The organism is Pedobacter yulinensis, from assembly GCF_003029735.1.
Lineage (GTDB): Bacteria > Bacteroidota > Bacteroidia > Sphingobacteriales > Sphingobacteriaceae > Pedobacter > Pedobacter yulinensis.
In genome coordinates, this window is record NZ_KZ686269.1 from 666,689 (window position 1) to 690,953 (window position 24,265).

The 24,265-nt window shown below is 51.4% G+C and carries 18 protein-coding genes; 9 read left to right on the forward strand and 9 right to left on the reverse strand.

What is annotated here, in order from left to right; translation table 11 throughout:
* Nucleotides 1-368: 368 nt before the first annotated feature.
* Together C7T94_RS10265 and C7T94_RS10270 are read right to left on the reverse strand one after the other, a co-directional pair.
* Entirely contained in the window at nucleotides 369-1,460 is a 1,092-nt protein-coding gene (locus tag C7T94_RS10265) for a mannose-1-phosphate guanylyltransferase (RefSeq protein WP_107215258.1), read from the reverse strand.
* A 10-nt stretch (nucleotides 1,461-1,470) separates the two neighbouring features.
* Nucleotides 1,471-2,436, reverse strand: a complete 966-nt coding sequence (locus C7T94_RS10270; protein ID WP_107215259.1) for a KpsF/GutQ family sugar-phosphate isomerase — start codon at nucleotides 2,434-2,436, stop codon at nucleotides 1,471-1,473.
* A 90-nt stretch (nucleotides 2,437-2,526) separates the two neighbouring features.
* On the opposite strand from C7T94_RS10270, the gene recQ reads away from it, so the two are divergent.
* Nucleotides 2,527-4,716, forward strand: a complete 2,190-nt coding sequence (recQ, locus tag C7T94_RS10275; protein WP_107215260.1) for a DNA helicase RecQ — start codon at nucleotides 2,527-2,529, stop codon at nucleotides 4,714-4,716.
* A gap of 21 nt (nucleotides 4,717-4,737) precedes the next feature.
* Nucleotides 4,738-5,550, forward strand: coding sequence for a 3-deoxy-8-phosphooctulonate synthase (kdsA, locus tag C7T94_RS10280; RefSeq protein ID WP_107215261.1), 813 nt, complete (start codon nucleotides 4,738-4,740; stop codon nucleotides 5,548-5,550).
* A gap of 13 nt (nucleotides 5,551-5,563) precedes the next feature.
* Here the strand turns inward: kdsA and C7T94_RS10285 are convergent, their stop codons facing one another.
* On the reverse strand, nucleotides 5,564-5,977 hold the full coding sequence (locus tag C7T94_RS10285) for a DUF6526 family protein (protein ID WP_107215262.1): 414 nt from the start codon (nucleotides 5,975-5,977) through the stop codon (nucleotides 5,564-5,566).
* Between the two features lie 33 nt (nucleotides 5,978-6,010).
* Entirely contained in the window at nucleotides 6,011-6,634 is a 624-nt protein-coding gene (locus C7T94_RS10290; protein ID WP_107215263.1) for a 7-carboxy-7-deazaguanine synthase QueE, read from the reverse strand.
* A gap of 47 nt (nucleotides 6,635-6,681) precedes the next feature.
* Between C7T94_RS10290 and C7T94_RS10295 the strand changes: the two genes are divergently transcribed.
* Complete coding sequence (locus C7T94_RS10295) at nucleotides 6,682-7,020, forward strand: Rieske (2Fe-2S) protein (RefSeq protein WP_107216055.1); 339 nt, start codon at nucleotides 6,682-6,684, stop codon at nucleotides 7,018-7,020.
* Nucleotides 7,021-7,135: 115 nt separating this feature from the next.
* Here C7T94_RS10295 and C7T94_RS10300 read toward each other — a convergent pair whose 3' ends face one another.
* Genes C7T94_RS10300 through lepA form a run of 3 tightly spaced genes read right to left on the reverse strand, consistent with a single transcriptional unit; the run spans nucleotide 7,136 to nucleotide 10,657 of the window.
* The gene (locus C7T94_RS10300; RefSeq protein WP_107215264.1) at nucleotides 7,136-8,017 is read right to left on the reverse strand and encodes a bifunctional 5,10-methylenetetrahydrofolate dehydrogenase/5,10-methenyltetrahydrofolate cyclohydrolase; all 882 of its coding nucleotides are present in this window, start codon (nucleotides 8,015-8,017) and stop codon (nucleotides 7,136-7,138) included.
* A gap of 2 nt (nucleotides 8,018-8,019) precedes the next feature.
* Nucleotides 8,020-8,841 (reverse strand): hypothetical protein, encoded by an 822-nt coding sequence (locus C7T94_RS10305; protein ID WP_107215265.1) that lies wholly within the window; start codon nucleotides 8,839-8,841, stop codon nucleotides 8,020-8,022.
* 28 nt (nucleotides 8,842-8,869) lie between these two features.
* Entirely contained in the window at nucleotides 8,870-10,657 is a 1,788-nt protein-coding gene (lepA, locus tag C7T94_RS10310) for a translation elongation factor 4 (protein WP_107215266.1), read from the reverse strand.
* Nucleotides 10,658-10,858: 201 nt separating this feature from the next.
* Between lepA and dgt the strand changes: the two genes are divergently transcribed.
* Nucleotides 10,859-12,205 (forward strand): dGTP triphosphohydrolase, encoded by a 1,347-nt coding sequence (gene dgt, locus C7T94_RS10315; protein ID WP_107215267.1) that lies wholly within the window; start codon nucleotides 10,859-10,861, stop codon nucleotides 12,203-12,205.
* A 16-nt stretch (nucleotides 12,206-12,221) separates the two neighbouring features.
* On the opposite strand, the gene C7T94_RS10320 is transcribed toward dgt, so the two are convergent.
* Together C7T94_RS10320 and C7T94_RS10325 are read right to left on the reverse strand one after the other, a co-directional pair.
* Entirely contained in the window at nucleotides 12,222-12,959 is a 738-nt protein-coding gene (locus C7T94_RS10320; RefSeq protein ID WP_107215268.1) for a copper homeostasis protein CutC, read from the reverse strand.
* Complete coding sequence (locus C7T94_RS10325; RefSeq protein ID WP_107215269.1) at nucleotides 12,956-13,981, reverse strand: N(4)-(beta-N-acetylglucosaminyl)-L-asparaginase; 1,026 nt, start codon at nucleotides 13,979-13,981, stop codon at nucleotides 12,956-12,958. Before C7T94_RS10325 ends, C7T94_RS10320 begins: the two co-directional genes overlap by 4 nt.
* 170 nt (nucleotides 13,982-14,151) lie before the next feature.
* Here C7T94_RS10325 and C7T94_RS10330 point away from each other — a divergent pair, with 170 nt between their 5' ends.
* The 5 genes from C7T94_RS10330 to C7T94_RS10350 all read left to right on the forward strand — a co-directional run bounded on the left by C7T94_RS10330 (nucleotide 14,152) and on the right by C7T94_RS10350 (nucleotide 24,265).
* Nucleotides 14,152-15,351 carry a Pycsar system effector family protein gene (locus tag C7T94_RS10330; protein ID WP_107215270.1) on the forward strand — a complete coding sequence of 400 codons (1,200 nt, stop codon included), beginning with the start codon at nucleotides 14,152-14,154 and terminating at the stop codon, nucleotides 15,349-15,351.
* Between the two features lie 2 nt (nucleotides 15,352-15,353).
* Nucleotides 15,354-17,408, forward strand: a complete 2,055-nt coding sequence (gene ppk1, locus C7T94_RS10335; RefSeq protein ID WP_107215271.1) for a polyphosphate kinase 1 — start codon at nucleotides 15,354-15,356, stop codon at nucleotides 17,406-17,408.
* 5 nt (nucleotides 17,409-17,413) lie between these two features.
* Nucleotides 17,414-18,271 carry an SdiA-regulated domain-containing protein gene (locus C7T94_RS10340; protein ID WP_107215272.1) on the forward strand — a complete coding sequence of 286 codons (858 nt, stop codon included), beginning with the start codon at nucleotides 17,414-17,416 and terminating at the stop codon, nucleotides 18,269-18,271.
* Between the two features lie 79 nt (nucleotides 18,272-18,350).
* On the forward strand, nucleotides 18,351-21,881 hold the full coding sequence (locus C7T94_RS10345; protein WP_162618648.1) for a BamA/TamA family outer membrane protein: 3,531 nt from the start codon (nucleotides 18,351-18,353) through the stop codon (nucleotides 21,879-21,881).
* Nucleotides 21,882-21,898: 17 nt separating this feature from the next.
* Complete coding sequence (locus C7T94_RS10350) at nucleotides 21,899-24,265, forward strand: GAF domain-containing protein (protein ID WP_107215274.1); 2,367 nt, start codon at nucleotides 21,899-21,901, stop codon at nucleotides 24,263-24,265.

Genomic DNA, 24,265 nt, shown 5'->3' on the forward strand with positions numbered 1-24,265 from the left:
AAAGACCTGCCCACCAACCCCTCAGCGTAAGCGCATGCTTAGAAAGGGGTTACTGATAAAAAATCTGAAGTTACTTACTGTCTTTTCTCGGTCAGAAGCGGCCTTGTGTCATGTCGCCGAATCAAAGGCTTTCGGGGTCGCGGAGCATTGCCCATAACCAAGGCAGCAAACCAGGCTTGGGTAAACTACAGAAGAGGTATCCCTGGCTTTTAAACCGCCGCTTGACGCCACAAACGTTGATGCAGGAAGCGCTTACAGCCGCCCAGATCGGCGAAAAGAAGTAGCCTTAACGCAACCAACGGCCTCGATCCCGGCCTGGGTTCCGGATCGTGAATCAGGACCGGGGCGTCGAAACAGCCTGACCTGATCTAAATAAACCGTGTTCCAAACCTGGCCTTTACATCGTTAACAATCTGCTTGACACTCTGCTCCTGGTCGCGCGGACAAATCAGCAGCGTGTTGTTTGACTCTACGACGATATAATCGTGCATGCCCTGCAAAATAACAAGTTTGTCTTTCGGCACGTTGACCATGCAGTTCGACGAATCAAACATCATGACATGCTCGCCGGGAATAACCGCGTTACCCACATAATCCTTATCAGCCATATCGTAGATCGAAGCCCAGGTTCCCAGGTCATTCCAGCCAAACTCTGCCGGCAGCACATACACGTTATCGGCCTTTTCCATCACGCCAAAGTCGATCGAAATATTTGTACACTGCTGGTAAGCGTTGCCGATAAACTCTTTTTCCTGCTGCGTATTGTAAGCGCTGCGGCCCGAAGTAAAGATTTCGTGCATATCGGGCAGGTGCTGTTCGAATGCCGACAGGATCGTCCGGGCAGACCAGATAAAAATGCCTGCATTCCAGAGGAAATCTCCGCTCTGGATAAAAGAGCGTGCCAGTTCGAGGTTCGGTTTTTCTGTAAAGGTTTTTACCTTGTGTATATCGGGGTCTGACTGCAGCGTGTGTTCGTTATACTGAATGTAGCCGTAACCCGTGTCGGGCCGGCTGGGCTTAATGCCCAGTGTAATGAGGCAGTTATTTTCAGAAGCAGCCTTCAGAGACTGCTCGATGGCGGCAACAAAACCTGCCGGATCGGCGATCGTATGGTCGGAAGGGGCAACGACCACAGCGGCATCCGGGTTGATCTCGCGGATTTTCATGCAGCCATAGGCAATGCAGGGCGCGGTGTTGCGCATCATGGGTTCGGCCAGGATCTGGTTGTCTGAGATTTCCGGAATTTGTTCCTTGATCAGATCGCTGTACAACTCATTGGTAACGATAAAAATATTTTCTGGCGGGCAGACGGCTTTGAAACGTTCGTAGGTGCTTTGGATAAGGGTCTTTCCGACGCCGAAAAAGTCGATAAATTGTTTGGGATAATTGGTACGGCTTACCGGCCAGAACCGGCTTCCGATACCGCCTGCCATAATCAGGGCAAAATAATTTCTGTTCATTTCTGCTAGCTCAGATGATACCTTCCTGTACAATATCGTGCAGATGGACCATGCCAAAATACCTGCCCGACTGCGTTACAGGGAGTTGTGTAATGTTGTGTTTCTTGATAATTTCCAGGGCGCTTACAGCCAGCTCGTCTTTTTCTATCGATTTCGGATCTGCGGTCATAATCTCAATGGCCGTAATGTTGGCAAGATCGGTATGTCTTTCCAACATGCGGCGAATGTCCCCGTCGGTAATGATGCCCAATATACGGTTCTCTTCTGTAACCGCAACCGCACCCAACCGGTTTTTACTAATTTCAATAATGACATCCTTCACCGAGGCACCCTTGTGTATACTTGGTTTTTCGTTTCTGATGGCCAGATCTGCCACTTTCAGGTAGAGCTTTTTGCCCAGCGAGCCGCCTGGATGAAACCGTGCAAAGTCGTCCTCATTGAAACCCCTGGCTTCGAGCAGGCAAATGGCCAGCGCGTCGCCAAGCGCCAGCTGTGCAATGGTGCTTGTAGTTGGAGCGAGGTTGTGCGGGCAGGCTTCTTTTTCGACTGATGTATTGAGTATAAAGTCGGCCTGCAGGGCCAGGTAAGAATCCAGGTTGCCGACCATGCCGATGAGCGGGTTGCCGCCCTGTTTAAGCAGTGGCGCAAGCAATTTAACTTCAGGTGTATTGCCGCTCTTAGAGAGGCAGATAATGGCGTCGCCTTCGCGGATCATGCCCAGGTCGCCGTGCACGGCATCTGCAGCATGCATAAAGATGGCTGGTGTACCGGTAGAGTTGAGCGTAGCCACTATTTTTTGTGCAATGATCGCGCTTTTCCCGATACCGGTAATGATGACACGGCCCGGCAAATCGAGCAGCAATTCGACGACCGCAACGAAAGAATCGTCGATAAAACGGCTGATGCCTGTGATGGCCCCGGCTTCTAGCTGAAGGGTCGAAATGGCCGTTTCGAGGATCGATTTTTTACTTTTCAAAGAGAAAATTATTTGTATCTTAATGATATAATTCCTGCAAAATTATGTTATTTTGAACAAAAATGCACATTGCATATTTTACACACACAAATGGACGTTAAGAAGTCGTTATTTGACAACCTGCAAAATTTTTTCGGGTTCGATAATTTCAAAGGTGATCAGGAGTCGATCATTACCAATATTCTCGAAAAGAAAAATACTTTCGTTATTATGCCGACCGGCGGCGGCAAATCGATCTGTTACCAACTGCCCGCCCTGATGAGTGAGGGCACTGCAATCGTGATCTCGCCGCTCATCGCCCTCATGAAAAACCAGGTAGACCAGTTAAGGGCATTTGGCGGCAATGACAGCATTGCCCATTTCATGAACTCTTCTCTGAACAAAGGCGAATTAAACCAGGTAAAAACTGACCTGCTGAGCGGGCAGACGAAGCTGCTTTATGTTGCGCCTGAGTCGCTCGCCAAGGCAGACAATATTGACTTTCTGCGGCTCATCAAGATTTCTTTCGTCGCAGTCGATGAAGCCCATTGTATTTCCGAATGGGGCCACGATTTCCGGCCTGAATACCGCAAGATCAGGCAAGTGATTTCAGGTCTGGGCGCCGACATCCCGATCATTGCGCTGACCGCTACCGCGACACCCAAAGTACAGCAGGACATCATCAAAAACCTGCACATGACCGATGCGACACTTTTCAAGTCCTCGTTCAACAGGCCTAATCTTTATTATGAGATCCGGCCCAAAAAGGATATCATGAAAGAGATTATCCGCTACATCAAGTCGAATACGGGCAAATCAGGTATTATTTACTGTCTGAGCCGGAAAAAGGTGGAAGAGGTGGCCGAAAGCCTGAACCTGAATGGTGTGCGGGCCCTTCCTTATCACGCCGGACTTGATGCCAAGGTCCGCGCCGAAACACAGGACAAGTTCCTGATGGAAGACGCCGAAGTGATCGTAGCCACCATTGCTTTTGGCATGGGGATCGACAAGCCGGATGTGCGTTTCGTTATTCACCACGATGTGCCAAAGAGCATGGAAGGGTATTACCAGGAAACGGGCCGTGCCGGGCGCGACGGCGGCGAAGGTGTCTGTATTGCTTTTTACTCGCAGAAAGACATCGATAAGCTGGCCAAGTTTATGAAAGACAAGCCGGTTGCGGAAAGGGAGATCGGCACCCAGATACTCAAAGAAGTGATCGATTATGCGGAATCCGGTGTTTGCCGCCGCAAACAGATCCTGCATTATTTTGGCGAAAATTTTAACGAGTCGGGCTGCAACAGCATGTGCGACAATTGTAAAAAGCCTAAGAAACAGTTTGACGCTGAAGAACAATTGCTTACCCTGCTCAAGCTGATCGAATCGACCGGCGAAAAATTCGATGATGCGCACCTGCTCAATGTCCTGATGGGCAATGAGACTGCACAGATCATCGCTTACGAACATAAAAAGCTGCGCGAGTTCGGTCACGGAAAGATCGACGGTGAATTGCTCTGGAAATCGCTGATCAGGCAAGCTGTATTGTCGAATTTCCTTTCGAAAGACATAGACAATTACGGCCTGCTGAAACTTACTTCGTCTGGCCGGGCATTCATTGCCAATCCATACAGCCTGCGTTTCGTGATGAACGAGCCGATCGAATCTGCCGGAGATGATGCCGACGACGACAGCAAAGGCGGCAGCGGAACGCTTGATACCCAACTGCTGCAACTCCTGAAAGAGCTGCGTAAAAAGATCGCCAAACAAAAGAACGTGCCGCCGTTCGTGGTTTTCCAGGATCCCTCTCTCGAGGAGATGTGCACGCACTATCCGGTTAGTATGGAGGAGCTCCGCCAGATATCAGGCGTGGGAGCAGGAAAGGCCGCGAAATTTGGCTCAGCTTTCCTGGAGCTGATCAAAAAATATGTGGAAGACAATGACATTGAACGGCCTATAGACCTGGTTATCCGTACCCAGGCCAACAAATCGCAGCTCAAGGTTTCAATTATCCAGAACATTGACCGCCAGATCGGACTGGAAACCATAGCGGACTCAAAAGGAATCACTTACGAGGATATACTTAAAGAAATAGAATCGATCGTAAACTCGGGCACGAAGATCAATCTCGACTATTTTATCGACGACCTGATTGATGAAGAACGCCAGGATGAAGTGTTTGACTACTTCCGCGCAGCAGAAAACGATTCAATTGATGCGGCCTTAAACGAACTTGGGGAAACCGATTACACGCGCGAGGAAATTCAGCTGATGCGCATCAAATTTATGTCTGAGCTCGGCAACTGACGGGCATCCAACTTATCAAACATGAAGAACTACTTAAGAAATATTCAACACACACAATCCGGGAACTTTTTTCTGATGGCAGGACCATGTGCCATTGAAGGCGAAGAAATCGCCTTACGGATTGCCGAACGCATCACCGAAATAACAGATCGACTGCAGATTCCTTATATTTTCAAGGGCTCTTACCGCAAAGCGAACCGCTCCAAAGGCAGTTCTTTTACCGGCATCGGCGATGAAAAGGCGCTTAAGATCCTGGAAAAAGTAGGCAAGACCTTTGGCGTACCTACGGTTACCGACATCCACGAGCAGCAGGAGGCCGCCATGGCGGCAGCCTATGTAGATGTGCTACAGATCCCGGCCTTTCTTTGCCGGCAAACAGACCTGCTGGTTGCCGCCGCAGAGACCGGTAAGGTTGTGAATGTTAAAAAGGGGCAGTTCCTTTCTGCAGGTTCTATGAAGTTTGCAGTTGAAAAGATTAAAGATGCTGGAAATGATCACGTTATACTAACAGATCGTGGCAATACCTTTGGTTATCAAGACCTGATCGTAGACTACCGGGGCCTCCCTGAAATGCAGGGCTTCGGTGTGCCGGTTGTGATGGATTGTACCCATTCGCTGCAGCAGCCTAACCAAAGCAGCGGTGTAACCGGCGGTAAACCTGAGCTCATCGGTACCATTGCAAAAGCCGCGATCGCGGTTGGGGCCGATGGTTTGTTTATCGAAACCCATCCGGATCCGGCCAATGCCAAATCAGACGGGGCAAATATGCTGCACCTGAACCGGTTGGAAGAACTGCTTGAGAAGCTGATCCGCATCAGGCAGGCCATACAATAGCAACGCCGCGTTATCAGGCCCTCAACTGGTCTGCTCGCCAATTCTTTACTGCCCGTTTGATCTGGTCGGCCGACAGATTTTCAGCAACAGCACGCTGTGCCAGGGCCGGCATCTCTTCGTCTGAAGCAAAACGTAAGGCAAGAATCTGAGGCAGCTGCAACGCAGCCGGTAATGGTTTTCCCGTAAGCAGGTAATGCCGAAGTCCTTCTTCGGCACGGATTACGCGATCCTGCACTTTCAGCGCAAAGGAGCGCAGGCAGTAGGCCGTTAACAGAAAAAGCAGGAAGACAAGGGCATAAAGCCAATGTTGCTGCACGGCAGGCCACCAGTCAAAAACTGTGATGACCAGACCGCCGAGGCTTAATGGCAGCAGCACAAAATGATAAGCCGGAACGTATTGGCGGTGATTTTTATAATTCTGATCCATGTCATGCAAAATACAGATCAGATTACAAAATGCTTAAGGAATATTAAGGAATTTATGCGTCTGCAAAGATATTTCCCATTTCGGGTGCTGCATTACGTAATCAATGATCAGCGGCGTTACTTCCTTTGAACGCGACCATTCCGGCTGCAGGTAAAGCTTGCAGTTTGCAGACACGGTTTCAGCGTATTTCTCTGCCCAGTCGAAATCGCTTTTATTGAAAACGATCACTTTCAGCTCATTGGCAAAAGGTGTCATATCAGGGCGTGGCGCTTTGAATTTTTTGGGCGAAAGACAGATCCAGTCCCAATGCCCGGAAAGCGGGTATGCACCTGATGTTTCGATGAATGTTTTGATCCCTTTTTGCTGCAGGGCAGCCGTCAGGTTATCGAGGTTATAGATGAGCGGTTCGCCACCGGTAATGACAACAGCTTTACCCGGATGTTTTTCAGCGTTCGCAACGATCTGTTCGACCGCCGTAAGCGGATGCATCTCGGCATCCCAGCTCTCTTTTACATCGCACCAATGACAGCCCACATCGCAGCCTCCCAATCTGATAAAATAAGCGGCCTTACCGGTATGAAAGCCCTCACCCTGAATGGTGTAAAATTCTTCCATTAAAGGTAAAAGTGAGCCATCTTCGGGAACCTGAACTGCCATTTTTGTAAATTAGGCTGCAAATATACGTAAACATGCAGGACCGTTCAATGCGTTGGGTAAGGATAATGTCAAAACAAGAGCTGCCCGACGGCGATTTCGTACGATGTCTCAAAGCCGAAGGTCGCAAGCTTTGCCTGATCAGGCATGAAGGCAAGTTGTATGCCACTCAAGTGACCTGCCCGCATGCCGGCGGCCATTTTAGCGGGGGCTGGTGTGAGCATGGCAGCCTTGTTTGCCCGATACACCGCTACAGTTACAGCCTTGAAACAGGCAGAGGCGCCGAAGGCCAGGGTGATTACATCGACCTGTACCCGACTGATATGCGTGAAGACGGTGTTTATGCCGGCTTCCGCGTCAGCTGGCTGGGCCGTTTATTTGGTGACTGAACTATTGCAGATTTCGCTTCAGCTGAGCGGGACAAAGTCACTTTTTATTTCATCTAAACAAGCGGTTAGCAGGGCTGGTTTCAACCGACTGGTCGCTGCGGCAGCGCCTGAGTGCTTAGCCGTAAATTTCCTTTCTTGCCGATGCCAGGGTGTTTTTCAGCAGGCCAACGATTGTCATCAGGCCTACGCCACCCGGAACAGGCGTAATGTACGATGATTTGGGTGCTACGTTTTCAAAATCCACATCACCGTACAGCTTATAACCTGATTTTGTCTGGTCTGAAACCTCGCGGTTGATGCCTACATCAATGACAACGGCGCCTGGTTTCACCATGTCGGCGGTGATGAAATTCTTTTTACCGATTGCTGCGACAATGACGTCTGCCTGCAGTACCTGTTCTTTTAGGTCGCGGGTTTTGCTATGGGTCAGCGTAACAGTGCAGTTGCCCGGATTGGCATTTCTCGCCATGAGAATGCTCATGGGCATGCCTACGATATTGCTGCGTCCGACGACGACACAGTGTTTGCCCGCCGTATCAATGTTGTAAGCTTGCAACATCAGCAGAATGCCGTAAGGGGTTGCCGGCAGGTAACAGGGCAGGTTGCGCACCATGCGGCCAAGGTTAATGGGGTGAAAACCGTCAACATCTTTTTTCGGGTCTATCGCTTCTGTTACTTTCTCGGGGTCTATATGTTTAGGCAGGGGCAGCTGAACGATCAATCCGTCGACACCCGGGTCGGCATTGATCTCCCTGACTTTGTCAAGCAGTTCATTTTCTGATACGGTTGTATCAAAGCGATACAGGGACGACTGGAAGCCGACCTTTTCGCAATTCTTCATCTTGCTGGCCACATAGGTTTCGCTGCCGCCATCGTTGCCAACCAGGATCGCCACCAGATGTGGTTTGCGGCCTGCATCATGCAGAAAAGCCGCGGCCTGGTCTGCAATTTCGAGTTTGATTTTTTCAGATACGTGTTTTCCGTCCAGAATGTTCATAGCTATTGGTTTTTGAAACCCTTCACAACAAAATTACCCAGCAGGATGTTCGCTTCGTGGTCCGCTTGCCATGGCCCGCTGATGAAAAAATGACTGGCAGGTTCGCTGCCGAAAAGTTGGGTATCGGTGATTTTAGTTTGGTCAAGATAAACAGCAACGTTCTTTCCGTTTACAGCCACAGACACATGCATGGGCCTGTTGGCGTAGGGTTCGAAATCAAATTCGCCTGGAAGGTGTTTGTCTGTGGCGCGGCTGCTCACGCTGAAATCGTCATTATTCATGTAACCCAGCTGGCAGTTCCAGATATCGCCGGTCGAGATAAACTCGCGCACTGCATTGTCTTTGGTGAAACCAAAGCTGACCGCCGAAAGATCGCTGACTTTATCTGCAGCGACCAGCAGGTCAAATTCGATGGTGTATTTTGCGGGGTATGTGACAGATCTGGTCAGCTTATAGGAAGAGGCCGGTTGAAGCCGCATCCACTTTCCGGTTACACCGTCTGCCGATAAGACCTGGGCAGAGCCATTGGTTTTCCAAGACAGGGCCTTGTTGCCCGCTGTAGCGGTAGTCAGGTTGTCCATAAACAGCAGCGTATCACCTGGCGTAAAATCGAAGCCGCCCGATAAACGTACCCGTTTTGAACGGCCCACGGCTGTTCCTGGTGCTGGCTGCCCGGCTGTACTTTTCTTTTCCAGCAGTTTTTCTGCGCGGTCGGCCGCTTTCTGTTTGGCCTTGTTCAGCAAATCATTGAACTGCGCCTGCACGGGTGCAGCAGCGCCGGCCAGGATTGCTGACACAAGGAGTAATTTGTTAAGGTTTTTCATTTAGGTAAGGTATGTGATGCTTTGGCAGTTAGTCGAGTTTAAGTACTGCCATGAAAGCAGACTGAGGTATTTCCACGTTTCCTACCTGGCGCATGCGTTTCTTGCCTTTCTTTTGTTTTTCAAGAAGCTTACGCTTGCGGGAAATATCGCCGCCGTAACACTTGGCGGTTACATCCTTGCGCAGGGCCCGCACGTTCTCACGGGCAATCACTTTGGCACCGATCGAAGCTTGGATAGCAATCTCGAATTGCTGGCGGGGCAGGAGTTCACGCAGTTTTTCGCAGATCTTTTTGCCGAAGTCATAAGAATTGGAGCGGTGGATCAAGGAAGAAAGCGCATCTACCGGCTCCTGGTTTAAGCGGATGTCAAGACGAACCAGGTCTGAGCGGCGGTAGCCGATCTGGTGGTAGTCGAACGAGGCGTAACCTTTTGAAATGGTTTTCAGTTTGTCGTAAAAATCGAATACAATTTCGCCCATCGGCATTTCAAAGACCAGTTCAACCCGGTCTGCCGTGAGGTAAGACTGGTTAATGATGGTACCCCTTTTTTGGATACACAAACTCATAACCGGCCCTACGAACTCGGCCTTCGTAATGATGTTGGCTTTGATATACGGTTCTTCCACGTATTCCATTTTGCTTGGATCGGGAAGGTCTGACGGGTTGTTTACAATAATTTCATCGCCCTTTGTGGTGTAGGCAACATATGATACGTTGGGAACTGTGGTGATTACGGTCATGTCGAACTCACGTTCCAGCCGCTCCTGGATAATTTCCATGTGCAGCATGCCCAAGAACCCGCATCGGAAGCCGAAGCCGAGTGCCGCAGAGCTTTCAGGTTCAAAGACAATCGAAGCATCGTTCAGCTGCAGTTTGTGCATGCTTTCGCGCAGTTCCTCGTAATCCTCAGTATCAACGGGGTAAATGCCGGCAAAAACCATGGGTTTCACCTCTTCAAAACCCTGTATAGCTGTGCTGGCCGGGCGGTCTACGGTGGTAATGGTGTCACCCACCTTTACTTCGCGCGCTTCCTTGATACCGGAAATGATGTAGCCCACATCGCCTGTCTTGATCGAGGTGCGTGGAGACATGTCGAGTTTAAGTACACCCACCTCGTCTGCCAGGTACTGTTTGCCTGTATTGATGAATTTTACCTTGTCATTCTTTTTGATCTCACCGTTCACTACCTTGAAGTACGCAATGATGCCGCGAAAAGAATTGAAAACCGAGTCAAAGATCAAGGCCTGCAGTTCGCCGTCAGGATTGCCTACCGGTGCAGGCACACGGTCAATAATTGCCTCGAGGATATCAAAAACGCCCATGCCGGTCTTCCCTGAAGCAGGAATGATCTCTTCGCGCTTGCAGCCGATCAGGTCAATGATCTGGTCTTTGACCTCTTCAGGCATGGCGCCGGGCAGATCCATTTTGTTCAGAATAGGAATGATTTCCAGGTCGTGCTCCAGTGCCAGGTACAGGTTGGAAATGGTCTGTGCCTGAATGCCCTGTGAGGCATCGACAATAAGCAGCGCGCCTTCGCACGCGGCGATAGACCGGGAAACTTCATAAGAAAAGTCAACGTGTCCTGGCGTGTCGATCAGATTGAGCACATAATCCTGTCCGTTGAGCGAGTAGTTCATCTGAATTGCGTGGCTTTTGATCGTGATCCCACGCTCGCGTTCCAGATCCATGTCATCGAGCAGCTGGGCCTGGGCCTCACGCTGGGTAATGGTCTTGGTGTACTCCAGTAAACGGTCGGCCAGGGTGCTTTTCCCATGGTCGATATGCGCAATAATGCAGAAATTACGTATGTGCTTCATCAGTGGGCGCAAAGATACGATTTTGCGCGAAGGTTAACGATATCGCGATATTGAAAGTTGCTGTTAAAACGCTGATGCGGCTAAGGTGGCAGCAGTGGTCAGGCGCACAGTCGTTATTTTTTGTCTTTACTTGGCCACCAGTCTGTCGTTCAGGTTACATTTCCATTGCGGCAACAGAAAAATGAAATACCTTTGCGGCGCATGGAATGGAAAGACCTTTTATCAAGCCGGCGCTGGGGTTACGCAGCGAATCCGGAGCAGGACGAAGATTCGGCCCGCTCCCAGTTTCAGCGCGACTATGACCGGCTGATTTTTTCGTCGCCCTTCAGGCGGCTCCAGAACAAAACGCAGGTTTTTCCGCTGCCGGGAAGTATCTTTGTTCATAACCGCCTTACCCACAGCCTGGAAGTTGCCAGCGTGGGGCGGTCATTAGGTCGGATATTTTACCAGCGTCTTAAAAAAGACCATGCCGAACTGGACCGCGAGCTGCCGCTGATCGGCGAAGCGGGCAATATTGTAGCCGCCGCCGCCCTTGCCCACGACATCGGCAACCCCGCATTTGGTCATTCCGGCGAAGCCGCTATTTCGCGTTATTTTACGGATGGAGAAGGGCTACGGTTCAGGGATGAACTGCTGCCGGAACAGTGGACCGATTTTGCAAACTTTGAAGGGAATGCGAATGCCTTGCGCATCATGACCCATGATTTCAAGGGAAAAGGAAACGGGCAGTTTGCACTCACGTATTCCACGCTGGCTGCCATTGCAAAATATCCCTGCTCTTCTGATGCAGGCAAAAACAAAAACTTTCTACACCGGAAGAAATACGGCTTCTTTTATTCGGAACGCGAAACGTTCGCAGACATTGCAGACGAGCTGAAACTTGCCAAAGAACCTAGCGATCAGCTCATTTACAAGCGGCACCCGCTGGTCTACCTTGTCGAGGCCGCCGACGACATTTGTTATGGCGTGGTCGACCTGGAAGACGCACACCGGCTCAAAATTCTTTCTTACGAGGAGATCAAATCCTTGCTGCTGCCCATTTGCGGTGACGAGCGCATGGAAAGCCGCCTTGAAAAAGACATGGGCGATGACGATGCAAAAGTAAGCCTGCTGCGGGCAAAGGCCATTAATAACCTGATCATGACCTGTGCCGAGATATTTTACCGTGAACAGCCCGCTATCCTGGCCGGTACGTTTAACAGCAGCCTGACCGATTCGCTGCCCGGGCCGCTGCTCGCTGCCTGGAAGCAGATCGGCCGTATTTCAGTCGAGAAGATCTATAATTACAACTCGGTTATCCAGAAAGAAGTGTCCGGCTATAAGGTGATGGCCGGACTGCTCGAAGAATTTGTACCTGCCGTGGTCAGCGGGCAAGGCCACTATTACCAGAAACTGGTTAAGCTGATACCGGGGCAATTTCTGACCGACCGGCCTGATACCTATTCAAAGGTGCAGAGTGTGCTCGATTTTGTGTCGGGCATGACCGACTTGTACGCGGTAGAATTATATAGCAAGATCAAAGGAATTTCTTTTCCCTACATTCCATAGATCTGCCTGCAGGCATTTACCCCGCTGCCTGAAGCGCATTTACCAGTTCCCTGACCCGGGCTGCAGTGGTCTGTTCGTAGCTGTACTCGTCTGTCAGGCTGCCCATGAGCGCATCGTGGTTTCTGAAATTCATTCTACTTGAGATGCTTGTTTTACAGGAGGCGTGAAATTGCGTGGCCCCGGTTGCACGCAGTTCGCCGATGTTTTCGGCATTGACGCCTGCTCCCGGCATAATTTCGATTTGTGCCTGCGCAAGCTTCACCAGTGCAGCAAGGGTTTCGCGCCCCGCCCATGCGCTGGATTTGCCGCCTGAACTGAGCACCCTTTTTATTCCCAGGCCGATCAATTCGCCGAGTGCTTCCTCGAAGTTCCGGCTCATGTCGAAGGCCCGGTGAAAGGCGAGTGGCATGGGCAACGCGAGTTCGACCAGTTGCCGCATCCTGGCAGTGTCAATTTGCCCGTCTGCCATTAGTATTCCGGTTACAACACCATCACAACCAATTGATTTGCAGAGTTTAATATCCTCCTGCATGATCCTGAACTCGAGGTCGCTATACAGGAAATCACCACCCCGCGGTCTGATGATGGGCCACAGTCCAATGTGCAGCGACTGTCGTGCCAGCAGCAGTTGTCCGGCACTGGGGGTAGTGCCCCCCTCGGCCAGGTTGTCACAGAACTCCACGCGAATGGCGCCTCCTTCCTGGGCAGCCAACGCTGATGGCAGGGAATTGGCGCAAACTTCAATACCCGTCATGACTGGTAATAACTTTTTCCGTCAACAAGCAGATCTTGTTTCTCGACATTGCAGATCGCGTAACTAAAACCCTTCTGAATGGCGTAAGCGCCGTATTCGCCTTTTTTATTGAGTGCCAGGAAGCCGACCTGGATGTTTTTGGCTGTTTGGGGCTTTTTCCTGATGATGCGCATAACCGCCTCTTTACAGGCGGCCTCGGGCGAGTAACCCTGGCGCATGAGTTCAACGACCAGGAAACTGCCTACGTTCCTGATCACTTCTTCGCCCACTCCGGTTGATGTGGCGCCACCCACTTCATTATCCACGTACAGGCCGGCTCCGATAATGGGGCTGTCGCCCACGCGACCGTGCAGTTTGTAGGCCATGCCGCTGGTCGTGCAGGCTCCTGAGAGGTTGCCTTGTGCGTCCAGGGCCAGCATGCCGATGGTGTCGTGGTTATATTGGTTGCCGGGCAGGCGGGTAGGCGCCACCTTGTAGGTTTTGTTCTCAATATTAATGACCGGTTCGTATTTTGCAGTTTTGAGCCATTCTTTCCATGCTTTTTCTGACTGCGGCGTGAGCAGGTTTTCCTTTTTAAATCCGTTTTCCAGCGCAAACTGGAATGCGCCATCGCCCACGAGCATAACATGAGGTGTTTTTTCCATGACCAGGCGTGCAACTGAAATGGGGTGCTTGATGTGTTCCATGCCGGCTACCGAGCCACAGTTGCCATGGTGGTCCATAATGCATGCGTCGAGCGTAACCTTGCCATCGCGATCGGGCAGTCCGCCGTAGCCGACTGTCTGAATGGCGGGATCAGCCTCGGGTACCCGCACGCCTTTTTCTACCGCATCAAGGGCATTTCCGCCCTGGGAAAGGATGGTCCAGGCAGCTTTATTGGCCGGAATACCGAAATCCCACGTCGATATAACGATGGGTTTAGCGGCAGGAGCATCGAGTATACCTGACCCGAAGCTTTTCTGGGCCGCCAGCAGCGAAGCTGACAGGACGGAACCTTGTATGAATTTTCTTCTGTTGAGCATGGAATTGAGATAAGTTAGCCGGGCCGGTGAACAGCCGTGGCCCGAAGATAAAAATAAGCATGAAAACAGACTCGAGTTATTTTTAAATCGATTTTCATAACGGGTTATGCGGGGTTTTTGGCTTGTTAAGTTTTTTGGCGTGTCGGCATTTAAAGTGATATATTTAGCGCATGAATTATCCTGAATTGCTCGAGGGGATCAGGCAGGAAATAGCCGGCCGTTTCGCGGTTGCAGCCAGCAGCGACCTGGTTTACCACAACCTGTCGCACACAGAGGCGGTTGTTCATTATGCCGCTGAAATGGCTGTGCATTACAAACTGAACGACCGTGATTTTTTTGTTGTTCTGGCGGCAGCCTGGTTCCATGATGTCGGTTACCTGACAAACAGCGCAGACCATGAGCTGCAAGGTGCGGCCGACGCGACGGCTTACCTGCAGGCCATGCAGGTTCCTACCGAAACGGCAGATGCCGTTAAAAACTGTATCCTGGCCACGCAGATTCCACAGAAGCCACAAAACCTTTGCGAGGAAATCCTGTGCGATGCAGACCTGTTTCACCTGGGTACCGAAGATTTCAGAGCGCGCAATAAACTGATGCGAAAAGAGGCCGGGCGGTGCTCTGGCAAGGATATAGATAAGGAAACCTGGCGCAGCAAAACCATTGCACTACTCGAAAACCACCGGTATCACACCGCTTATGCCCGCGAAAAGCTGGATGCCATGAAAGCAAAGAATCTGGACCGCCTGCGCGCGAAGGGGTCAGAGAACATCGAGGCCGTCGCTATTGAAACACCTGTAACGGCACCTGTGCAGGAAAGTCCGGGAAAAAAAGCCAGGTCAGACAGGCCCGAGCGCGGAATTGAAACCATGTTTCGCATCAGTTCCGGCAACCACCAGCGGCTGAGTGACATGGCTGACAACAAGGCGCACATCATGATCTCCACCACATCGATTATTTTGTCTATCGTGCTGAGTATCCTGCTGCGAAAAATTGAAGATGAACCCCAGTTTATGATACCGACCCTGCTGCTGCTGCTGATCTGCGTCACCACCATGGTGTTTTCCATTCTCGCTACCAGGCCGTCCCTGCCGGGTGGCGTTTTCGGACAGGAAGATATTGACCAGAAGCGCGTCAACCTGCTCTTTTTTGGGAATTTTTACCGCATGAGCCTCGACGATTACAGCGCAGGTATGCATAAAATGATGGAGAGCAAGGAATTTCTCTACGGCAGCCTGATTCGCGACGTTTACTCGCAGGGCGTTGTACTGGGGCATAAATACCGGTACCTGCGCATTGCCTATAATGTCTTTATGTTTGGCATCGTGGCAGCAGTGCTTGCGTTTATCATCGCTGCTTTTGCGGAATACTGAGTATGATCGAAGCCCTGTTTTTCAATCGCGACCTGAGCTGGATCGGTTTTAATGCGCGGGTGCTGTCCGAAGCCGGCAAGCCAGCGGTGCCGCTGTTGGAGCGCATCAGGTTTCTCGCCATTTTTTCGTCCAACCTGGATGAATTTTACAGGGTCAGGATGCCGGTATTAATGGCCCTGCATGCCCGCGTTGATCCGGGCGACGGCGTACCGGTCCCGGTATTGGGCGAGGCGTCGAAACGCATTGCAGTTCTGCAGAAGCAGTTTGGCCGCGTATTAAACCAGGAAATTATTCCGCAACTCGCCAGGCTCGGCATTGACTTCTATTATGGCTCACCTGTTCCAACCCGGGTGTCGGCGGCACTGAGGGAAGTTTTTTTTAATGAAGTGCTTGGCCTGCTGCAGGTCAGCAGGATTGAGCCCGGAGCCCGGCTTCCTCTTGTTGAAAACAACCGGCTTTATCAGTTGGTGGTTGCTGAAGATGAGCAGGGAAACGAGGTATTGTTCTTGGTAAATATTCCTGCCGAAGATGCGGGCCGTTTTTTCAGGCTGGCCGATGCCGGCCGGGAACAGATATTTTTCCTGGAAGACATGGTCCGCCATCACCTGGAAGACCTGCTGAAAGGGTACCGCGTGCTTGATAGCTTTAACCTGAAAATTACGAGAAATGCAGAACTCAGCATCGGAGAGGAGTATGGAGAAGAGCTACCGGCGGTGCTCGAAGCCAGGCTGCAGCAGCGCGAGCTGGGCAGCGCGACCCGCCTGCTTTACCAGCCCGGACTGGCCCTGCGCCATCTTTACGCAATGATTTCTGCACTGGGCCTGGAAACAGCCATGCTTGTTGAGGGCGGACGGTACCATAATCTGAAAGATCTCGCAGACTTGCCCCTGCCAGCGCAAGTGCCCGCTTATGCGCCGTGGTCTGCGCTGAAAAATGTCGATATAGGTTCATCGGGCAGTCTTTTTGACCAGATCTCTGCAAAAGACCTGTTTCTCCATACTCCCTACCAGGACTATCGCCCGGTTTTGCGGTTCTTCAATGAAGCGGCCACCGATCCCGGTGTAGAAGAGATCTGGGTTACCCTGTACCGGGTGGCCACGCAGTCGAAAATAGCCAGAAGCCTGGTCACGGCTGCGCGGAACGGAAAGCAGGTAATCGTACTGGTCGAGCTCAAGGCCCGTTTTGACGAAGCCAACAACATAAAATGGGCAAAGACAATGAAGGCCGCTGGCGTAACGATCCTATACAGCCGTTTCGACCAGAAAGTACATGCAAAGATTGCCCTTATTAAACGGGTTGACAGCGATGGTCCGGGTTATCTGGGGCTTTTGGCTACCGGGAACCTGAACGAGACCACCGCACGTTTTTACACCGATCATGTGCTGCTTACGGCAGATCAGCAGTTGTTAGCTGAGTTGCGGCAGCTTTTTCTGTTGTTGAAAACCAAGGATCGGCTTGCGCCGCAGCCTCATTTCGGGCACCTGCTCGTTGCTGGTTTCAACCTGCAGCAGCGTTTTCTGGACCTGATCAGCGCTGAAATTAACGAAGCACGTGCCGGACGACCAGCGCTGATCATGTTGAAGATGAACAACCTGGAAGAAAAGGTGCTCATCAGCAAATTATATGAGGCGTCGTGCGCAGGCGTGGAGGTCCGTCTCATTGTTCGCAGCATTTGCTGTCTGATACCCGGGGTGCCGGGAATGAGCGAAAACATCAAAGTAAGGCGTATTGTAGGCCGTTATTTGGAGCACGGACGGATCTTCATATTCGGAAACGCTGCGCGCGGGCAGATCTTTCTCGGCTCTGCAGACTGGATGAACCGCAATATTTATAACCGCATCGAGGTGTGTTTCCCGCTGCGCGATCCGCTCCTGCAGCAGGAGATGAGGGAAATGATGCGGCTGTACCTGGCTGATGACGTTCAGGCCGTAGACCTAAACAGCAAACTCGAAAATGAAGTGCCGCTGCGATCAAACGAGCCGCTCGATGCCCAGGCAGCAATCTACAGTTTCCTCGCTGCAAATAAATCGACCCCCAGACATGAATCGAATCCCTAACTGATATGAAAAACCGATACATCATTCCCGCAGTCTTGTTTTATCTTGCTTTCCTGCTTGCCTGTAAACAAAAAGCAGCATTCAGCTCGCCTGCAGGGTATGATTTTGGCAATCCGGAAAAATTCGTTATGCCTGAAAGCCTGCTGGAAATTTCGGGTATCTGTTTTAAGCCCACTACCTCAGACACGATCTACGCGGTGCAGGACGAAGAAGGCAAGTTATTTCGCCAGCGCTGGGGTGTAAAAGCACAGCAGAACATGCATTTTGCAGCGGGCGGCGATTATGAGGACGTAACCTATTTAAAGGGCTGGTTTTATGTATTAAAAAGCAACGGCCACATGTATGGTTTTAAAGAAGAGCCGTTTGACAAAAATGGGGCGAATGACACCCGGGTCTTCAAACAGCTCGTTCCGAAAGGGGAGTACGAGGGCTTATTTGCAGACCAGTCCTCGGGTTTGCTGTATGTGCTCTGTAAAAATTGTAAAACCGGGGAGCGGGGCTCTGCACCGGGTTATGTACTCGGATCCGACTCAGCAGGGGCAGCCCTGAAACTGGTCAGCCAGTTCAGTGTTACTGCCGGTGTATCGCTGGCAAAGAAAAAAAAGAAAAAGCAGGCCGCATTCCGGCCATCTGCGCTGGCCAGGCATCCGAAGACGGGTGAATGGTTTGTGCTGTCATCTTTCAATAAACTGCTGCTGATCGTCGATGAAAATTGGAAGGTACAGTCCCGGCACGAGCTGGACGGCGGTGTTTTTAACCAGCCCGAAGGAATGGCTTTTGACCCGGAGGGGAATCTCTACATCTCCAATGAGGGTGGGGAGCTGGATGCAGGAAATGTCTTGAAATTTACTTACCGCCGGTAATATGCGCAGCGTTATTTTATTTTTTTTACTGTTTTCGGCAGGTTTTAGCCATGCGCAGCGGGCCCAGGTAGAAAACCGCATGATCCTGATCGGAGATGCCGGCGAAATGGACCGGCAGCAGGGTGGGGTCATCGACTTTGCTGTAAGCAAGATTCTGCCAGGAAAAACCAGGGTGATCTATCTGGGCGATAACATCTATCCCAGGGGTATGGGGCTGCCGGGAAGTCCTGAACGCAGGCAGACGGAAGAAATCTTAAGGTCACAATATCAGCCCTTTCGGACGAAAGGCGTACCAGTCGACTTTATTCCGGGCAACCATGACTGGGACCGCATGGGGCCGGGGGGACTGGCCAAGATGCGTGCTCAATGGGCATTCCTGGATAGCCAGCAAGACTCCGCCTTGCGTGCGCTGCCAGCAGACGGGTGCCCGGGCCCCGAAGAAATTGCGGTAGGCAAAAATCTGGTTGTGATCGTTTTTGACAGCGAATGGTGGCTTTTCCAGCATGCCAAAGAAACTACCGCCGACTGTGATTGCCGCAGCAAAGAGGAAATTCTGGAGAAGTTGGGCTCGTTGCTCTATAAAAACCGGCACAAAGTTGTCTTGCTCGCTATGCACCATCCGTTTCAGTCTTATGGCCGGCATGGCGGTTATTACGACCTGAAGGACCACCTGTTCCCATTCACAGCGATCAATCCGTCTCTTTATATCCCGCTCCCGGGAGTGGGCTCACTTTATCCGTTTCTGCGGCGCACTTTTCCGAATCCTGAAGACATGCCGCATCCGCAGTACCAGGAAATGATTAAAAAAGTTGATGGTGTTTTTGCCGGTTTCCCGAACCTGGTGCATGTTTCCGGTCATGATCATGGGCTTCAGTTCATCAAAAATGATCAGGCCATCCAGGTGGTTAGCGGGTCAGGCGCCAAGCACAGTTTCGTGGCCCGGGGCAAACATGCCCTTTACGGGTCTACGCTGCCCGGCTTTGTGACCGCCGATCTGATGAGCGATAAGTCGCTTGTTTTTTCCTATTATGCGCAAACAGACAGTGGCTTCAGGCAGGTATTTAACTATGCCAAACCTTATGCGCCTGTGCGGCAGGCTGAGGAAACAAGTTATGCAACCTTTAGTGAAGATAGCCTGGTCAGGACCATCCGGCCGGGGTATGACAGTGTTGGCAAGTTCCATAGGCTTCTTTTTGGCGAAAATTACCGCAAGGAATACGCGCAACCGACCAGACTGCCCGTTATTCGCCTGTCTGCCATCAATGGCGGACTAACCCCGCTCAAAGCCGGGGGTGGTCATCAGTCTAAATCGCTACGGCTTGCTGATCGGGCCGGGCGGGAATACGTGTTGCGCAGTGTACAGAAATATCCCGACGTACTGATCCCCGAGAAACTGCGGGAAACGTTCGCAAAAGATATTGTAGAAGACCAGATGTCTGCACAGCATCCATTTTCGGCCCTTGCTGTGCCACCCATCGCCGAGGCCGCGGGCGTACCGCACAGCAAGCCTATAATCGGTATCGTTGCGCCTGAGCAGGGGCTGGGCGCCTACAACAAAACTTTTGGCGGTGTTGCGGCCCTGCTCGAAGAGCGGGAACCGGCTGGCAAATCAGACAATACCCCAAAGATGCTTGAAGCGCTGATGGAAGATAATGACAATACCATTGACCGGCAACTTTACCTGAAAGCACGCTTGCTCGATGTGCTGATCGGCGACTGGGACCGCCATGGAGACCAATGGCGCTGGGCATTTCGTAAAAATGGAAAGAACAAACATTATTTTCCTGTACCGCGCGATCGGGACCAGGTATTTTACAAGTCTGAGGGCCTGGTTGTCAAGTATGCAACGGCCAAATCGCTTCTGCCATTTATGCAGGGATTTGGCGAAAAGATAAAAGACATTAACACCTATGTATGGGAAGCACGGCAGACCGACTCCCGCATCCTGATCCCGCTGCCACGGGCAGACTGGCAATCGGTTACCCAGGATTTTACCGGCCGCATGACAGACGGTGTTTTTGAAACGGCCTTGCGGCGGTTGCCTGCGGCGGCCTATGAGCTTCGGCATAAGGAACTGCTGGATACACTAAGAGCCCGCAGAGCCGCGTTGCCAGCAGCAATGGATAAGTTATACACGTTTCTGAATAAAATAGCAGACATCCAATTGAGCGATAAACGGGAGGCTGTTTCGCTGCGGACTTCGCCCGATGGCGGCGCCCAGCTGCTGGTGCAGAAGATCAATAAAAACGGCGAACTGAAAGATACGCTGATGAACAAGACGTTCGAAGCAAGCGTAACCAAGGAGATCAGGCTTTACCTGAACAGGGGCAACGACAGCGTCTTCCTGGATACAAAAGGATCGGATATCAAGTTCCGCATCATTGCAAAAGAAGGTGATAAAAAGTACCAGGTCACTTCGTTAGGGAAAGCCGCTAATTTGTACCAGCCGGAAACGCAGGCCAACATTCAGGGGGCTGCTGCATCACGGCTCCGGATCACCGCCTCTAATGACAGTATCAATACGGCTTTCGTGCCGGTAAACCTGTACCATGTGCCGGTTTACCTGCTCAATGCAGGCCTGAACCTGGACGACGGGCTGCTGCTTGGTGCCACCTACAAGTACACCCGGCAGGAAGGCTTCAGGAAGGTGCCCTTCGCAAGCTCGCACCGGTTTACCGCGCTGCACGCGTTTGCTACCGAAGCATTCCAGCTTAAATATAACGGAGAATGGACCCATCTTGTTGGAAATGTCGACCTGATTGCCGAACTGAACCTGAAGGCGCCGAACAATACCATGAATTTTTTTGGCCGCGGAAACGGGACGGCTTTTGACCGCAGCGGGGACTACAAACGGTTTTATCGCACCAGGTTTAACCTGCTTACCTTCGAGACCGCCCTGCGCTGGCGCAACGGCGCCGGGAGCAGCCTTACGTTTGGCCCCTCAATGCAGTTCTACCACCTTAATTTGAGCGAAAACAGGGGCCGTTTTATTGAACGCACCGGCGAGCTGGGCTCTTATGACAGCCTGACAACCGGGCGGGACAAATTGCACCTTGGCCTCAGCCTCCATTATGAGATGGACGCCAGGAACAACAGGCTGCTGCCGCAATGGGGTTCTTTCGTCAGCCTGCGGGCCCAGGCCTGGCATGGCTTGAGCGGAGGTGCAAGGGCCTATGCGCAGCTGATGCCACAGGTTGCACTCTACAAAAGCCTGGATAACCGCGGCACAGTCGTGCTGGCAGACCGAATTGGCGGAACACTGGGCTTCGGGCAATCGGCCTTTTACCAGTCGGCTTTTTTAGGTGGACAGGACAATTTGTTGGGTTTTCGTCAATATCGTTTTGCAGGGCAGCATAGTTTATATAATAATTTGGAAATTCGCCTGAAATTAGCGGACTTTGCGAGCTATATTTTACCAGGACAGTTCGGCCTGATCGGTTTTTACGATACGGGCCGGGTCTGGGAACCGGAAGAGGCCTCTTCAAAATGGCACCATGGTGTAGGCGGAGGCCCGTACTTCGCGCCGGCTCAGATCGCGGTCGTTAAATTCCTGATGGGTCGTTCTGCAGAAGGCTGGTACCCATACCTGACGGTCGGAATGCGTTTTTAATTTGAGTGAACTGCGTTATGCAAAACAAGCTATTGAGTCTGAGGAAATTCATCTATGAGGACCGGGTGCCGCAATGTACCATACAGTCTAACCTCAGTTTTGCACCTTTTGTCAGGCACCTGAAGAAAAAGATGGATGCTGTGCCGCATCCCAAATCAAATTTTTACCGCTATGCCCTCGCCAAAATCGGGGAATACGCGGAGCTGGAGAAAACAATCGATACTGCCCAGGCCGCAGATTACCCGGAAGTTCTGGATGTGATCTACACCGCACTTTCCCCCTTGCTTACTGATGAGGATTCCCAGTTGTGGGCTTTGTCAGCCCCCGGAGAGCCGGAGTTTTTTTATGGTACCAATTCGTTTTATGAAACCATCGGCAATATGATAAAAACCGGTAGTTTCAGCATAGTGGATCCTGAAAAAGCCGAGGCAAAAAAAATGATGAACCTTTATGGCCTCATTGCCGAGCGGCTGTTCCACGTTAAAACATCGATGTACAACACTACCGTGCATCGCGTCATGGATACGAAGACCGGTCTGGAGACCTATTACCGCCTGGGCATTGACTGGCGTTTTGTAGATGTGTACAGCGAGGGCGACATGGCCCAGCCGGGACCCGATCTGATGGACGAATTTATGCGTGGCGACGGCAACGCACTTGACCTGGCCCTGGAACATTTCCCGCTTGAGCAGTTCCGGTTCGAAGGCTTTTGTGTAATTACACTTAAAGACGTTACCGCCGATTACGTGTTGGATGCAATCAAGAACATGATCATTTCGCATAATGATTGTGATGCGATCAGCAATAAAAATGAGCTGGAAGGCGCCTTGCAGACGCTTTTTGGCAGCAACCGCATCCGGTTTAATCTTTTGCCGTTTTTTCACATCAACGGCAAACCGCTCCTGCGAAACAACTTCGGCCTGCACAGCCTGATCTATGACCTGGCTGGCGGGGAAACGGCGAACGACCACATTTACAGGCAGTTTGTAACCGGGTATCTGGAGGAACCACGCAAATTGATTTTTCTGGATATATCAGAAAAACAACAGGAAGACAGCCCGGTGCTGAGACTCCTGGCAGGCACCGGTAAGATCCGGTCGTACGCGCTGTTCCCGATGTATTACAGCGGCAGGTTTGTAGGCTGCCTGGAACTTTATAGCAAAGAGGCGGCGGTTTTTAACGCGGGTCTGATGCCTACGGTAGCGCACGCCTCCGATCTGCTGGGGCAGCTGCTTCAAAACATCATCACAGATTTTAATTCAGAGCTCGCCGGCGTGATCACTGACCGGTTTACTCCGATCCAGGATGCGGTACGCTGGCGTTTCAATGAAGCGGCTTACAATTACCTGAACGAGAAATACCAGGGAACCGAGAAGCCGGCCATCGAACCGATTGTTTTCGAAGATGTATACCCTTTTTATGGAGCGGTAGACATTCGTAACTCGACGATAGAGCGGAATGACGCCATACGCAAAGACCTCTTCGAACATTTCCGCCTGCTGGGTGATACGCTGAAAGCCATCAAGGTCCGCGTACCTGAAGCCTTCAAAGACGATATCATGGTCAATTTTGACGAGTGGCTCCATGAGGAGCTGTCAGAGATATCAGACCGGGTGGTCTTGAAACTCGATGATTACCTCAGGCTTCAGATGGCGCCCTTTCTGCGACAGCTTCGCGACACCCATGCCGAACTGAACGGGATTGTTGAAACATACTTTGAATCTACTCATCCGCAGCGCGGCCGGGTGTTCGAGCATCGTCAGCGATTGGAAAAAAGCATGCAGACAATTAACCAGCATATCGGAACCCATTTGCTCGATCTGCAAAAAGATCTGAATGCAGTTTTTCCGGGTTATTTTGAAAAGTTCCGTACTGACGGGTATGAGTTTGATATCTATCTCGGGCAGTCAATTGCGCCCGAACGGCCGTTCGACTTGTCGCTGAGAGGCACCTATCGCCTTATGCAACTGCGCTCCATGGCAAAAATCGCACAAGGCACACACAAGCTTCTGCCTTACCTGCCCACGCCATTGCGTACAACCCAACTTGTTTTTGTTTATGAAAACCCGATCGATATCAGTTTCAGACAGGAGGAGCAGCGATTTGATGTGGAGGGCAGTTACAACATCCGCTATCATGTTGTCAAGAAACGAATCGATAAGGTGCACATCAGGCATACCGATGAACGGCTCACCCAGCCAGGAACCCTTGCGCTGGTCTATTTCAATGAGGCAGACGCGCGCGAATACCTGGATTACATCCGCACTTTACATTACGAAGGTTTGCTTGCCGATGAGGTGGAACAGCTTGAGCTCGAAGTGCTGCAGGGCGTCGACGGCCTCAAAGCGCTACGTGTAAAGGTTCTTACCGATCAGGAAGCCTGA

Excerpts from the sequence above, each read along its gene's own strand:
- C7T94_RS10265 (WP_107215258.1), bottom strand. The coding sequence starts at position 1,460 with ATGAACAGAAATTATTTTGCCCTGATTATGGCAGGCGGTATCGGAAGC.
- recQ (WP_107215260.1), top strand. The coding sequence starts at position 2,527 with ATGGACGTTAAGAAGTCGTTATTTGACAACCTGCAAAATTTTTTCGGG.
- kdsA (WP_107215261.1), top strand. The coding sequence starts at position 4,738 with ATGAAGAACTACTTAAGAAATATTCAACACACACAATCCGGGAACTTT.
- C7T94_RS10285 (WP_107215262.1), bottom strand. The coding sequence starts at position 5,977 with ATGGATCAGAATTATAAAAATCACCGCCAATACGTTCCGGCTTATCAT.
- C7T94_RS10290 (WP_107215263.1), bottom strand. The coding sequence starts at position 6,634 with ATGGCAGTTCAGGTTCCCGAAGATGGCTCACTTTTACCTTTAATGGAA.
- C7T94_RS10295 (WP_107216055.1), top strand. The coding sequence starts at position 6,682 with ATGCGTTGGGTAAGGATAATGTCAAAACAAGAGCTGCCCGACGGCGAT.
- C7T94_RS10300 (WP_107215264.1), bottom strand. The coding sequence starts at position 8,017 with ATGAACATTCTGGACGGAAAACACGTATCTGAAAAAATCAAACTCGAA.
- C7T94_RS10305 (WP_107215265.1), bottom strand. The coding sequence starts at position 8,841 with ATGAAAAACCTTAACAAATTACTCCTTGTGTCAGCAATCCTGGCCGGC.
- lepA (WP_107215266.1), bottom strand. The coding sequence starts at position 10,657 with ATGAAGCACATACGTAATTTCTGCATTATTGCGCATATCGACCATGGG.
- dgt (WP_107215267.1), top strand. The coding sequence starts at position 10,859 with ATGGAATGGAAAGACCTTTTATCAAGCCGGCGCTGGGGTTACGCAGCG.
- C7T94_RS10320 (WP_107215268.1), bottom strand. The coding sequence starts at position 12,959 with ATGACGGGTATTGAAGTTTGCGCCAATTCCCTGCCATCAGCGTTGGCT.
- C7T94_RS10325 (WP_107215269.1), bottom strand. The coding sequence starts at position 13,981 with ATGCTCAACAGAAGAAAATTCATACAAGGTTCCGTCCTGTCAGCTTCG.
- C7T94_RS10330 (WP_107215270.1), top strand. The coding sequence starts at position 14,152 with ATGAATTATCCTGAATTGCTCGAGGGGATCAGGCAGGAAATAGCCGGC.
- ppk1 (WP_107215271.1), top strand. The coding sequence starts at position 15,354 with ATGATCGAAGCCCTGTTTTTCAATCGCGACCTGAGCTGGATCGGTTTT.
- C7T94_RS10340 (WP_107215272.1), top strand. The coding sequence starts at position 17,414 with ATGAAAAACCGATACATCATTCCCGCAGTCTTGTTTTATCTTGCTTTC.
- C7T94_RS10345 (WP_162618648.1), top strand. The coding sequence starts at position 18,351 with ATGATCCTGATCGGAGATGCCGGCGAAATGGACCGGCAGCAGGGTGGG.
- C7T94_RS10350 (WP_107215274.1), top strand. The coding sequence starts at position 21,899 with ATGCAAAACAAGCTATTGAGTCTGAGGAAATTCATCTATGAGGACCGG.